The following is a 13,475-nucleotide window of genomic DNA, read 5'->3' on the forward strand; positions in this document are numbered from 1 at the left end:
AACGGCATTATTACCCCCATTTGGTTCGGAGCAATTCCAGGTTGTTATCCAGCAAAGCCTTAATAGCTAGCAGGGCATCGTACTTGGTTTGGTTGGTTCGGCCAGTGAAGTATTTTTCGTTCAGTTTTTGAAAAAGTCCGAAGAAGTATTTTTTAATTTTTGGGCGTTTATAGAAGATGTAAAACTCATAATCTTCTACATCGCCCACAATCGAAATACTCACGCCATGTTTGTTATAGGTATTTTCTATTTCCAGAGAAGGCGAAAAGTAAATTTTATCGCCTTTGGTCTCGGCTACGTTTACTTCGTTTAGCAGTTTCAGCCAGGGCACTTCGTTGAAAATATAAAAATAATCCTTGCGCTCCATAATGGTTAGTTCCACGGCCTCGGGCTCGCAGGGCTTGCAAATACTATATCTGAAAGAAGACATAAAATTAAAAAATAGGGATTAGCTGCGCTTGGCAGACGCAGCTAACCCATTTTTAAACTAATTCCATACTTCTAACTAGTTTATCCGAGATGCCCATGGAAGTGGCAGTTTGCGTGAGTTCCTTCAGCAAACCGGTGGTGTTTTCGTCGGCGCTCTTCTGAATCATTTTCAGTAATAAAGCCGAGACACTCAGGTTGCGCACATCTTCTGACTTCATCCCGAACTGATTTAGGAAATACTGCAGATTATCGCGGAACTGTACTTTACCGTTTCCGTTAGTATGGAAAAAAGTATCTTTCACAGTGCCCAAAACCTGGCTGTTATCCACTACCCGGTCCACGGATTTACCTTTGGTAATCGAACCAATAATCTGGTCGAAGAACATAGTTTCGCCACCCACGATATCGATTTTGGCGGCTTTTAGAGCTTCGGCAATTACTTCGGCCTGCGACGCAGCAATGTCTTTCTGTATGTTAATCTGCGCCAGTTCAATGGATTTATCTTTATCTAGGCGAAGTTTAAATTCTTCGTGGTCTTTGCCCACACCATCTAATTTGCGCATGGCTTCGGCTTTACTTTCAATGCCTTTGGCATCTACGGTAAATTTCTCGCTGTTTACGCGGGCTTCGGCTAGGCCTTTTTTCTCTTCGGCAATGGCTAAGTTCTCAATTACGTCGGCATCTGCTAAGCCTTTTTCTTTGGCTACTTTGGCAGCTATTAAGCCTACCTTTTCGTCTGCTTCGGCCTGCGCCTCGGCTTTTACTTTGGTGGCTTTGGCGGCCGCTACGGCTTGGCGTTCGGTTACTACCGCTTCCGCTTCTCCTTCTTTCTGGCGGGCCAAGGCTTTGGCTTCCATAACCTGGGCTTCGGATAAACCAAGGGCGGCAGCCTGGGTAGCTTCGGCTTCGGCCATTACTTTTAATGCCTGGGCACGGTTAGCCGCAGAAGCTTGCTGCGCTTCCGAATCAATGAGTAATTGTTTAGCTCGGAACTCGGCGGCCTGGCGGGCGGCTTCGGCGCCTTTAATTTCTTTCACTAAGGCGGCTTGCGCTACTTGCTCGGCGTTGGTAATGGCAACGGCTTTAACTCGCTCGGCTTCAGCAAAGGCGCGGGTATCTTTAATTTTTTCTTCTTCTTCGACTACCGCTTTTTCTACGGTAACCCGCTCCCGGATAATACCCTGAATGTTTTTACGCTCTTCTTCAATGGCTTTTTCTTTTTCAATCTGAGCCAAGGCTACAATGCGTTCTTTTTCGTTGGCTTCGAGTAAACGGGCCTGTTCTACGCGTTCAGTTTCCACGGCATCGGTGCGTTGTTTGCTGCGCTCGGCTACTAAAATCTGGCGGTCGCGGTTTTGTTCGGCAATTTTTAATTCTTCGTCGGTGGCAATCTTAGCTTTTTCGGCTTTCAGGCGTTCTTCCTGACGTACTTTTTCGGCTTCGGCAAATTCCCTGGCTTTAATATTGGCAATCTCGCGACGTTGTTTTTCTTCGTTTTCGGCGAGCTGGCGTTCCAGTTCCAGAATGGTTTCCTGCGCTTCTACGTTTTGTTTTTTAATCGTTTTTTCTTTTTCGCGCTCAATTAAGTTCGATTGTATTTTCTGGCGGGCGGTTAAGTCAATAATTTTTTTAATTCCTTCGGCATCCAGAATGTTGTTTTCGTTGAGGTTAGTTAGTGGGGTTTGCTCCAGGTAATCAATAGCGCAGTCGTCGAGTACGTAGCCGTTTAAATCGGTGCCGATGGTTTGTAAAATCTGGCGTTTAAAGTCGTCGCGGCTTTGGTATAAATCCACAAAATCGAAATGCTTGCCTACGGTTTTTAAAGCTTCGGAGAACTTGGCATCGAACAAACCTTCCAGGGCGGTATGGTCCGAAGCGCGTTTACAACCAATGGCTTGCGCTACTTGCACCACGTCTTCGGGCGTTTTATTTACCCGTAAAAAGAAGTTTACTTTAATGTCGGCCCGGAGATTGTCTTTACAAATCAAGCCTTCGGGCCCGGTGCGGGAAATAACGATGGTTTTTAAGGTGATATCCATTACCTCTAATTTGTGGATAATGGGTACCACAAAAATGCCGGAGAAGGAAACTTTAGTATCGCCTAAACCCGTCCGGACCATGGCTTCGCCTTGAATGGCTTTTTGGTACATGCGGATAACAATGGCGATAAAACCAAAAAGTACAACCGCCAGAATAGCAAGAATAGACCAGGATAATTGTGCAATCATGTTTTAGAAAGTAATTGTAGAAATGCTTTTTAAATTTTGAGAATTGAGTAAGTCTGTTTTTTAAAAATTTTACTAGCTAGCAAGACTTTGGTAAGGCTCTATGAGGTAGAATTGCTTGGCCGCGTTGTAATCAATAATTAACCCGGTTTCACCTTTTTTAAGGTAAGCCCCCGATGTAGCTTTCACATTCAGGAGCAGCAGCGATCCGGTGGTCCGGACGGTAGCCTGCCCCATTTCGGTGGCGGTAACGGGCAAAGTAACCGTGCAAACCCGTCCAATAACCGAGGCTTTGGAATCATGCTCTTTTTCGAGGGCGGCAAATATTTTAACAAACGGATAGGTTAATACTTTGGAAGCAAGCAGGCTGAAGATGAAAAGGGGTATTAGCAGCACAAAGCCAACCAAACTTTCGCCGGTATTTAAATAATAGTTAAGGAGTATAGATGCGGCCCAAAAAGGCAAAGCCACAAAACTGAAAAAGATCATGAATGGGATTTTGCCCACGTTAAAGAAGCCCAAAGCATGATTTAACCAGACGATCGCGTCGGAGCTATCCATTTCCAGATCCATGTCCAGCATGTCTAAATCCAGAATACCCAGGATTACCACTGCCCAATAAAGCAGGGCAAATAGCAAAAGGATGCTAGGAATGATGTTGACGCTGGCACTAGCCGCCTGTAAAAACTCCGACATAAAGGTATTTAATATACACGATTGTAAATATATTAAATAACTAATATAAAATAAAATAAGTTTCTGATTTTTGCTTTATATTTAAAGAGAAATAGAGCTGGGTGGCACCAGATTATTTGATTCTTCATAAAAGAAGAGTTAAAGGCTTTATTGACGATCAGAAAGTTAATTTTTTTAAATTTTTGTAATTCTGGAATCTGTAATCAGAGACTCTATTTTAGCCTAACATATCAACAATTGTTATTAGTATGTCGCTTTTCAGCAAATCCGAGAAAGTAACGCAGGCAGTATATTTTAGTCCGGGAACGGAGTGCTTAGATGCCATACTGGAGCAAATAGAGGCGGCGCGTACGTCGCTCAAAATATGTGTATTTACCATTAGCGACGACCGGATTACCCGGGCTATTTTACAGGCGCACCGCCGCGGCATTAAAGTAAAAATTGTGACCGATAACGAAAAGCTTTACGACCAAGGTTCAGATATCCGGCAATTAGCGCAAGCGGGCATTCCGGTACGGATAGATAATACGCCCAATCACATGCACCACAAGTTTGCCATTGTAGATAACACGGTAGTGGTAACTGGCTCCTACAACTGGACCCGCAGTGCTGCCCTGTATAATCATGAAAATATTGTACTAACCTCGGCTAAACCAATTGTAGCCGGGTTCTGTGAAGAGTTTGATCGCTTGTGGGCAGAGATGGAGGCATTGTAAAAATACCACTGGACTTGGTTTAATAAAAGGCTAGGAAGCTACACCAACGGCAGGGCGTCCAGATTTTTTAAATTTAAAAAATTATTCAACCTCACCCCAGGTACCGCGGAACAATATTACCCGCCAACCATCCGGATCTTCGAAAGTGAATGATTTATCTTGCCAGTAAGGGTTTTCGGGAGCAACCGGGAAATAACCCAAGTTTTGTAAGCGCTCTACCGCGCTGCTTAGCTCAATTGGGTGTGGAATATAAAACACGAGTAAGTTGTCTTTCGTTGGGGCGGTACCAGGGCTGCCGGCTTCGTACTGGGTAAATTCCAAATGGTATTCCCGGTGAGGTAAACCTACCATTACGTCGCTGTACCCGGCATGGTCCGTAAATGAACTTAACTGCGGCAAACCTACCCCTTCGGTATAAAATTGAATGACTTTGGTGAGTTGGTTCGTGGGCCGGGCAATCCGGACCTGCGTAAAGGAAAGCATAAGTGCTAGTAAGGTAAAAATTTAAAAAGTAGGCTCAATCACTGATTTAAATGCCCCAAGGTAATAGCTGTAAGTTTAATTAAGGATTGGTTGATTTGAGTTGCGAATAATCCAGCACTAGGTTACACATCGCTTTCACGCCCAGCTTAAAACCACTTTCGTCGATGAAAAAATCTGGGGTGTGGTGTGAGGGTGCTTCCAGGCGGTTTTTACCTTTGGGCATGCCACCCAGAAAAATAAACAAACCGGGTACTTTCTCCTGAAAAAATGAAAAATCTTCGCCGCCGGTTACGGCCGGACGCAATTCTACGTTCTCCGATCCGGCGGTGCGCTGCAAAGTGGGTAGCATTTTTTCGGTTAAAGCCAGATTGTTAAACGTTACCGGGTAACGCATACTCAGCGGAATTTGCACGTCGGCGGTGGCTCCGGCACTTTCGGCGGTTTTGGTGGCAATTTGCTTTACGCGGGAGATCAGCATTTTTTCGTCATCGGCACTTAAGGCCCGTAAGGTACCCGTCATTTCTACCTGCTCCGGAATAATATTCGAGCGGTTACCGCCCTGAATGGTGCCAATGGTTACGATGCCTGGGTTTTCAGTAACATTTAAATTGCGGCTCACAATGGTTTGTAAATTATTGATGATTTGCGCCGATACCACAATCGGATCGACGGATGACCAAGGATAAGCGCCGTGGGCCTGTTTGCCTTTTACAGTAATTTTCATGTCGTTGACGCTGGCCATGGTGCCGCCCGGTCGGTAGGTAATTTTACCTACTTCGGTTTGCGAATTTATGTGCAGACCAAAGGCCACGTCTACTTTCGGGTTATCCAATACGCCTTCTTTTACCATTAATTCGGCGCCGCCTTGTTCGCCAAAAGGTGGCCCTTCTTCGGCCGGCTGAAAAATAAATTTAACAGTGCCGCTTAACTCGTTTTTCATGCCCGCCAATACTTCGGCTACGCCCATTAAAATAGCCACGTGCGAGTCGTGGCCGCAAGCGTGCATCACGCCTACTGGCTGTCCGTTGTAAGTAGATTTTACTTTAGAAGCAAAAGGCAGCGGTACCCGTTCGGTAACAGGTAAAGCATCCATATCGGCGCGTAAAGCTATAACGGGGCCGGGTTTGCCGCCCTTTAAAATACCCACTACACCGGTTTTAGCTACGCCAGTTTTTACTTCTATACCCAAGGCTTTTAAATGTTTGGCCACGATAGCGGCCGTTCTTTTCTCGTGGTTGCCTAGTTCCGGGTTCTGGTGAAAGTCGCGGCGCCAGGTAATTACCTTTTGTTCTACTTTATTGGCAGCCTGGTCTACTTGGGAAGTTAAAGTGGTTTGCTGAGCTACTGCCGGAATAGTTAATAGCGTACCCAGTATCAGCGGGTAAATATTTTTCATGAAGTAAGTTCTGGATTTGTTTAAAAGTTAAAGTAGCAATAAGTAAGGCAAAAGACAATTCTGGAGTAATTTGATTACAGCCGGAAGAAGGTTGAGAAACTAAATTAACCCTTACGGACACTCCCAAAACAAGAATTTTGATTAATGAAATTTTAAAAATTTAAAAAATGAGTTTAGCGCGAGCTAAGGAAAAGCTGTTCTCCGCAAGTTTTCATTTCTTTCTAAAACTGTTATCAGCTAATGAAACAACTAATTCCCAATATACATGCTGACCTGATTCTTATGAAATTTAAAAATTACCGGGAAGTACGTATTTCGTTGCTTGATTATTCCTTGTAAAATTGCCGCATCAAATAGATGCTAATTTAATTGATTAACAGGCTTTTATTACTGGTAAGCACCTGGTCTAAATTCAAGTTTTCGGTACTAGATAGTAGGTTTTTAATAACCGGGCAATATTGGTAAAAGCAAAACACGACCCTTCGATGAGCGCACCTAGTAAATTTAAACTCTGAGCGCTTTAGCTCCGCAACAGTCCCATCATCTTAAACATGTAACAATTCATCAAAATTCTTTACTAACTATGAAATACCTTTTAGCTTCCCTTATCCGGGAAAATACTTTCGGAGGAAGCTTCTTGCCACATTGGTTGATTAATAACCGATTTAATACCTTTTTCACGCCCCGATTAGTACCAATCCGAGTAGTTGCAGTATTGCTTTTATTATTTACCGCTATGCAAGCCCAGGCTCAAGAAGTTTTGTTAGGACTCACGTCGGATTATGGTCCGCAAGGTGGCGGCACGGCCTTTTCTATTAAAACCAATGGGAATGATTTTGCTGTTCATAAAACTTTTACCAAACTAGGTTCAAACCCGGGCGGCGAGCTGATTCAGGGCAAAGATGGTAACTTTTACGGGATGACTGCCCGGGGAGGTGCCAGTGATTTCGGAACCATTTTTAGAATGACGCCGGCTGGTACAATTACTATTATGCATCATTTTGCCGGTTTCGATGGCAATGCGCCGGGTAGTAATAATCTTATACAAGCTGCCGACGGTAACTTTTACGGTATGACCTCTTCTGGCGGTATGAATAATAATGGAGCGGAACCTGGCATTGCTTTTAGAATAACTCCTGGCGGGGAGTATAAGGTAATTTACAACTTTACGCGTAATGAAGGTTACCGTCCTTACGGCGATTTACTGCAAGGCCCGGATGGCAACTTTTACGGCATGACGTATTATGGCGGTACTTTTGATAAAGGTACGGTTTTTAAATTAACGCCATCAGGCACCTATACCGTATTGCATCATTTTAATGGTACGTCCCGGGGTGGCTGGCCTACCGGCAATTTAGTGCTAGGAAACGATGGCAATTATTACGGCGTTACTACCAGTGCTGGCGCCAACCAGTTAGGTACTATTTTTAAAATAACCACCGCTGGCACTTTTACTTTGTTACATACTTTTGAATTAGCTACTGGTGGTACTCCGGTGGGTAGCTTGGTAAAGGGTAAAGACGGGAACTTCTATGGCGTAACTACCGCGGGCGGCGATAATTATAGCGGTACTATTTTCCGAATAACGGCCAATGGCGATTACAAAGTACTGCACCATTACGGCTTCGATGCCATAGGAAATACTCCAAAAAGAAGTTTGATTTTGGGAAAAGATGGAAACCTGTACGGTACCACCATGAACGGCGGAGACTGGTTTAATGGAACCATTTACAAAGTAACGCCGAGTGGTATTGTAAGTGCTTTACATGCCTTTTCACCTTCGGAGGATGGTGGCCGGGCAAGCGGTCTAATGCAAGCTGCTGATGGTTATTTATACGGTATGAACGAAATTGGCGGGCCTCAAGGTGATGGTGTTATCTATCGTATTTTACCCAATGGTACCAATTTTAAAAAATTAGTAGATCTGCCCGGTTCTTTTGGCGGAGTAGCTCCCCGGGGTGGGTTGGTACAAGGCCCCGATGGCTTTTTCTACGGCATGACCGAATGGGGCGGTGAGTATAATCACGGTACTATTTTTAGGTTGTGCTCCGATGGCTCTTATAAAATCTTACGGTCACTGGATGATGTAAACGATGGAGGATATCCCCGGGGTGACTTGCTGCTGGGGAAAGACGGCAATCTTTACGGTTTAACCAGCCATGGTGGAGTTAATGGCAGTGGTACGTATTTCCGGATAACACCCCAAGGTAATTTTACGGTCTTGTATTCCTTCCAAAACGACGATACCGGCTACTCGCCCTGGGGAACTTTACTGGATGGCAACGATGGTTATTATTATGGCATGACCAATGCCGGAGGCGAGTTATTATCCGGCGTTATCTTTCGGGTTACCCCCACTGGTGATTATACCGTATTACACAGCTTTGATAATTATGAGGATGGTTCTTCGCCCCAAGGTAATTTAATTAAAGGTAAAGACGGTAATTTTTACGGCCTTACCAACGTAGGCGGCGATTACAATACCGGTACTTTTTTTAAAATGGCACCCGATGGCACCGTTACCAAACTGCATTCTTTCTACCAGTTCGAAGATGGCGATAAACCATCTGGTAGTCTGGTGCAAGGCAAAGACGGTAATTTTTACGGGATGGCTGCCCGGGGAGGTAAGAATGGGCATGGTACTATTTTCCGTTTTACACCAACCGGAAAAATAACCGTTCTGAAGTTTATGACGGATGAAATCTCGGATGGTGCTAACCCCCATGGTAGTCTGGTAATGGATAAGGAAGGCAATTTTTATGGTTTAACCTGGGGTGGTGGGCATAACTTTAGCGGTGTTATTTTTAAAATTACGCCCAAAGGGAATTATACCGTTCTGCACCATTTAGATGGACCCAAAGAAGGCAGAAGCGCTTTCGGTAGTTTAATTTTCCAGAAGGCTAATCCAACGGCATACGCGCAGCGTGTTACCACAGCCGTGAACACGGCTAAAGTTATTACCCTAAAAGGAACTGGTGGTAGTCCGCTGGTCTACGAAATTATATCCCAACCAAAGAATGGTACCCTAAGTGGTTCCGGCGCCAAACGTACCTACACGCCTAAATCTGATTTTAGTGGTACAGATAGCTTTACTTACCGGGTAAACTGGGGCTGCCAAAGTTCTACGGTTGCAACCATTACCATTCAGGTAGGTACCCCGGTTGCCACTGCTATCCGGATTAATGCCGGTGGAAATGCTTTAACTACCACGCAAGGTAACTTTAGCGCCGATGCTTATTTTACCGGGGCAACTACTGTTTCTACTACGGCTGCTACCATTGCCAATACCGCTGATCCTGGCCTATACCAGGATAACCGTCGGGCGAGTGCAAACAACGGCAGCTTCCAGTATGCTATTCCGGTAACCAACGGGCAGTACACCGTAAAGCTGCATTTTGCCGAAACTTTCCATACTACTGCCGGAAAACGCCAATTTAACGTTACCGCTGAAGGGAGTAGTTGGCTCAACAATTATGATATCTACGTCGCTGCCGGAGGTGCCCGCCAAGCCATAGTAGCTACCCGCAATGTAACGGTAAGCGATGGAACCCTAGATTTAAACTTCATTTCCAAGGTAGATAAAGCTTGTGTATCCGCGATTGAAGTATTACCCGCTTCCGGAACCGAACAAATTGAAGCAGCTACGCCAACAAAAGAAGAGACAGGTTTGGTAACTCGCTTATATCCTAATCCGGTTACTGACCAATTTACCGTAGAACTAAAAGTACCCGCCGAGCAAGTTAGTTTCTCGATTATAGATGCTTCAGGGATAACCGTAAAAACTCATATTTCAACCCGGGCCCAAGCTGATAAACTGGAGTTCCTGGTGGACCAACTGCAACCAGGCTTGTATACTTTGCTGGTACATGCCAATAACAATCAGCAGGTTTTGCGTTTTTTAAAAAATTAGAATTTGAATAATCAAGATAACTAATTCTAATAAAATAAGCCGGTTGCCCTTAGGAGTAACCGGCTTATTTTTTAAATTTTTGTTAGTAAAGTTACTCCCGATGAAACACCCTAGTAGCGTAAATATGTCACATTCATGCTACTAAGTAGAGCAAGTAGCTACTGGCAACTGACACCAGTTTGGCTATTGAGGGCCTTCTAAGGTTCCGGTGCGCAGCATTCCGCAGCGGAGCGAGGAAAGGAAGCTTAGACCAGCCCGAAAGAGCCAAACGAGGCCCGCCGGCCACGAGGCAAAACTTGAAACTAACAAGTTAGATAGCACCGCAGCATGAAAGCTTGAAAAGCTTTCACGACAACCGCTAAAACTTTTTAAGCTGCATTTTTTAATTTCAAATTAAAAAAACATCGTCTTATTCAACGCTACAACCGCCGCTTTAAAATCTTCGCGGGCCACTACAAACTGCACATTTACTTTCCGGAGCGAGAAGCCGGCACTCTTGATATTAATACTATTTTCGGCTAAAGCCCCGGCAGCTTTCGCCAATACCCCTGGCTGATCGATGTTGGAGCCAATCATGCACACAATGGCTACTTCTTCCACGGTTACTTCCTGGAACTGGGTTTCCAAGGCTTGTTTTAAATCCGGTTTATAATCTTTGGCCCAGATAACCATAGAAATGCTGTTAGCGCTGGTAGCTTTAAAAATATAACTGATGCCAAACTGCTGGAAAGCCTGCATCACGGCAAAGTCGGAACCTACGGTGCCCACCATTAAAGGATCGTAAATATCCAGGATAATCACTTTGTTGGTGCCGGTAATTACCTCTACGCGCTTGTTGGGCCACACGTAGTCGCGGGTAATTAAAGTGCCCGGATGGTCGGGTTCAAAGGTATTTTTAATGCGCAGATTAATGCCATTTATTTCCAAAGGTTTGCTGGCCTTCGGGTGAATAGCTTCCATGCCCACATCGGCTAGTTGGTCGGCCACATCGTAATTAGTATTTACTACCGGCACGCAGTTTTCCAGGCCCACCAAAGCCGGGTCGGCGGAAGATAAGTGGTATTCTTTGTGAATAATGGCTTCCTGCGGTTTTAAGGCCACGGCTATTTTACAAAAGGTTACTTCGGAATAACCCCGGTCGAATTCCCGCATAATGCCTTCGGTGCCTTTGGTATAGCCAGTAACGATGGTAATGGTTTTTTCAAAATCAATGCCTTGCAGCGAATGCGCAATGCGCTCATCAATGGTATACGGCTCGTGGTCGTGGAACCCGCTTAAATCTACCAGAGTAGCGTTCACGCCCTGGTTCTGTAGGATATTCACAAAATTAAAAGCCGAATGCGCTTCGCCGATGGAGGCTAAAATCTCGCGGGCCGCTTGTAAAATGCTTTCGGCGCTTACGTAACCGGAGGCCAGCACATTAACTAGGTTTTCCAGGAATTGCTGTGCTTCGTGTAAACGCTGCCGGATAAAATTATTGGCTACTTCTACGTTTAGGCCCAGGTGCTCGTAGCTTTTATTAATTTCTTGTAGCTTTTCGGATACCAGGTTTAACGACTGGTGAAAATCTTTGTGCCCCACAATATGGTGGTAAACGCCGGGTTCACCGGTTTTTTTATTTTCGAGGAGCAAATTGGTAACTCCGGCAAAAGCCGATACCACAAATACCCGGTTGTAGAGCTGGTCACCGGTACGACCATGATAAATGATATTTTCTAAAACTTTGTCCAGCGCACTCATACTAGTGCCGCCAATTTTTTCAATAGTAAGCATGTTTATTAAAGTGGATTCTATTTCCAGTTTTTGTTTTGTTCCGGCCAAAGCACCAGCCCATAATTCTTAATTACCTGCCCGGCTTACCGTTATTTTTTTAAATTTTTTACCTGCTGCGCCGTTGTAATAAGCTATTTTTTTAAAATTTCTGATTTTTAGATACCATCAGAAGCCAGCTGCGCTTTTATTTCAAACTTCAAACTTACTAAAATGAGAGTAAGCATGCCAAAATGAAGCAGTTATTTTACCAGAAGTGGTAAATTTTTTCTAAGGTTACTTCTTTAAACCTGAGTGCAAAAACTTACCTACACCAACCATAATTAGCCGTATAAATCAAATTAGAAAAGTAATTTCTATCCCATTTCCCAGTTTATTACCGTCATTCTGAAAGAATAGCTCATTTTTGAATTTATTCTTTTCTTGTCTCGAACTCCCATTTTACAAGCCGAGCAACGAACAACTAAAAACGAACAACTATCCACTATAACTGGTATTCCTGAATTTTCCGGTAAAGCGTGGTTAAACCAATGTGCAGCAGACGAGCCGTTTCAGTTTTATTGCCGTGGGTTTGTTGCAGGATTTTAGCAATATGATTGCGTTCCACGGTACTCAGGGCAGTTTCGCTGATTTCAGAAGCTGGTAGCGGCGTGAACTGCTGAAACTCCGGGGGCAACAAGGGGAGAGTTAGCGTATCACTATCGGCCAGAATAACGGCGCGTTCTATCACATTTTTTAATTCGCGGATGTTGCCCTGCCAGGGATATTCCTGCAGCTTTTGCAGAAAAGCCGCATCCATTTTGTTAATACGTCGGGTTAGTTTAGCCGCGTAGCGGTTCATGAAAAAAGTAGCAATGTCCGGAATATCGGCTTTCCGGTCGCGGAGTGGGGGTACTGTAATTTTAAAACTAGACAGGCGGTAGTATAAATCCAGGCGAAAATGCCCGGCTTCGGCTTCTTGTTGCAGGTTCCGGTTAGTGGCCGCGATAATGCGCACATTTACTTGCACCGGCTTGGTATCGCCGATCTTGGTAAAAGTCTGGGATTCCAGTACCCGCAGAAACTTCGCCTGCAATTCTAAAGGCAGTTAGCCGATTTCGTCTAAAAACAATGTGCCCCCGTGGGCTTCTTCAAACAAGCCTTTTTTATCGGTGAGCGCACCGGAAAAAGCGCCTTTGCGGTAGCCAAATATTTCGGATTCGAGTAAATCTTTCGGGAAAGCGCTGCAGTTTACCGCCACAAAGGGTTTTGTATTACGGCTACTGCCGCCATGGATGGCCTGGGCAAATAATTCTTTCCCGGAGCCGGTTTCGCCCTCTAATAAAACCGTGGAATTGGTAGGCGCTACCCGGCCGGCCAGGTCTTTAGCTTGTTTAATGGCCGCCGAATGCCCCAAAATGGCCTCAAAACTGTATTGTCGGCTCACCTGCTTTTCCAGCTCTAATACGCGTTGCTGCAAAGCGGCTTTTTCCATGGCTCGGCTAACCAGCGGAATAATTTTATCGTTATCGTCGCCTTTAATTAAATAATCAAAAGCCCCGTTTTTCATGGCAGTTACCCCATCTGCAATAGTACCATACGCGGTGAGTACAATAATTTCGATGGCTGGGTAAAGTGCTTTTATTTTGGCGGTAAGTTCTATGCCGTTGCTATCCGGCAGTTTTACGTCGCTGAGGACCAATTGAATGGGTTCTTTTTCGAGTAAACGCAAACCGGCTTTGCCCGTGGGAGCTTCAAAAACCTGGTAGCCTTCTAAGCCAATAATGCGGGCCAGTAAACCGCGCAGCTTATCTTCGTCGTCGATAATTAATATATTTCCGTTGGTCATTTTTTAAATTTTTGCCCATTTG

General features: G+C 44.7%; 8 protein-coding genes and 1 pseudogene. 2 read left to right on the top strand and 7 right to left on the bottom strand.

The genetic code is table 11. From position 1 onward, the window contains the following. Positions 1 to 10: 10 nt before the first annotated feature. From HUW51_RS24545 to HUW51_RS08305, 3 genes are all read right to left on the bottom strand, one after another. Entirely contained in the window at positions 11 to 430 is a 420-nt protein-coding gene (locus tag HUW51_RS24545; RefSeq protein WP_228466969.1) for a hypothetical protein, read from the bottom strand. Positions 431 to 482: 52 nt separating this feature from the next. Next, positions 483 to 2,657 (bottom strand): flotillin family protein, encoded by a 2,175-nt coding sequence (locus HUW51_RS08300; protein ID WP_185273508.1) that lies wholly within the window; start codon positions 2,655 to 2,657, stop codon positions 483 to 485. A 72-nt stretch (positions 2,658 to 2,729) separates the two neighbouring features. Next, entirely contained in the window at positions 2,730 to 3,350 is a 621-nt protein-coding gene (locus HUW51_RS08305) for an OB-fold-containig protein (RefSeq protein ID WP_185273509.1), read from the bottom strand. Positions 3,351 to 3,598: 248 nt separating this feature from the next. On the opposite strand from HUW51_RS08305, the gene HUW51_RS08310 reads away from it, so the two are divergent. Beyond that, the gene (locus HUW51_RS08310) at positions 3,599 to 4,066 is read left to right on the top strand and encodes a phospholipase D-like domain-containing protein (protein ID WP_185273510.1); all 468 of its coding nucleotides are present in this window, start codon (positions 3,599 to 3,601) and stop codon (positions 4,064 to 4,066) included. An 81-nt stretch (positions 4,067 to 4,147) separates the two neighbouring features. Here HUW51_RS08310 and HUW51_RS08315 read toward each other — a convergent pair whose 3' ends face one another. Together HUW51_RS08315 and HUW51_RS08320 are read right to left on the bottom strand one after the other, a co-directional pair. Then, positions 4,148 to 4,549 carry a VOC family protein gene (locus HUW51_RS08315; protein ID WP_185273511.1) on the bottom strand — a complete coding sequence of 134 codons (402 nt, stop codon included), beginning with the start codon at positions 4,547 to 4,549 and terminating at the stop codon, positions 4,148 to 4,150. Between the two features lie 79 nt (positions 4,550 to 4,628). After that, entirely contained in the window at positions 4,629 to 5,945 is a 1,317-nt protein-coding gene (locus tag HUW51_RS08320; protein ID WP_185273512.1) for an amidohydrolase, read from the bottom strand. Between the two features lie 583 nt (positions 5,946 to 6,528). On the opposite strand from HUW51_RS08320, the gene HUW51_RS08325 reads away from it, so the two are divergent. Continuing rightward, a complete protein-coding gene (locus HUW51_RS08325) occupies positions 6,529 to 9,855 on the top strand; it encodes a choice-of-anchor tandem repeat GloVer-containing protein (protein WP_185273513.1) in 3,327 nt (1,108 codons plus the stop codon). A gap of 393 nt (positions 9,856 to 10,248) precedes the next feature. Here HUW51_RS08325 and HUW51_RS08330 read toward each other — a convergent pair whose 3' ends face one another. Next, the gene (locus HUW51_RS08330; RefSeq protein WP_185273514.1) at positions 10,249 to 11,628 is read right to left on the bottom strand and encodes an aspartate kinase; all 1,380 of its coding nucleotides are present in this window, start codon (positions 11,626 to 11,628) and stop codon (positions 10,249 to 10,251) included. Between the two features lie 481 nt (positions 11,629 to 12,109). Next, positions 12,110 to 13,453, bottom strand: a pseudogene (locus tag HUW51_RS08335) (sigma-54-dependent transcriptional regulator). Between the last annotated feature and the right edge of the window lie 22 nt (positions 13,454 to 13,475).

The organism is Adhaeribacter swui, from assembly GCF_014217805.1.
GTDB classification, from domain to species: Bacteria; Bacteroidota; Bacteroidia; order Cytophagales; family Hymenobacteraceae; genus Adhaeribacter; species Adhaeribacter swui.

Bases quoted from the DNA above. Each gene is read 5' to 3' on its own strand.
- HUW51_RS24545 (WP_228466969.1), bottom strand. From the start codon at position 430: ATGTCTTCTTTCAGATATAGTATTTGCAAGCCCTGCGAGCCCGAGGCC.
- HUW51_RS08300 (WP_185273508.1), bottom strand. From the start codon at position 2,657: ATGATTGCACAATTATCCTGGTCTATTCTTGCTATTCTGGCGGTTGTA.
- HUW51_RS08305 (WP_185273509.1), bottom strand. From the start codon at position 3,350: ATGTCGGAGTTTTTACAGGCGGCTAGTGCCAGCGTCAACATCATTCCT.
- HUW51_RS08310 (WP_185273510.1), top strand. From the start codon at position 3,599: ATGTCGCTTTTCAGCAAATCCGAGAAAGTAACGCAGGCAGTATATTTT.
- HUW51_RS08315 (WP_185273511.1), bottom strand. From the start codon at position 4,549: ATGCTTTCCTTTACGCAGGTCCGGATTGCCCGGCCCACGAACCAACTC.
- HUW51_RS08320 (WP_185273512.1), bottom strand. From the start codon at position 5,945: ATGAAAAATATTTACCCGCTGATACTGGGTACGCTATTAACTATTCCG.
- HUW51_RS08325 (WP_185273513.1), top strand. From the start codon at position 6,529: ATGAAATACCTTTTAGCTTCCCTTATCCGGGAAAATACTTTCGGAGGA.
- HUW51_RS08330 (WP_185273514.1), bottom strand. From the start codon at position 11,628: ATGCTTACTATTGAAAAAATTGGCGGCACTAGTATGAGTGCGCTGGAC.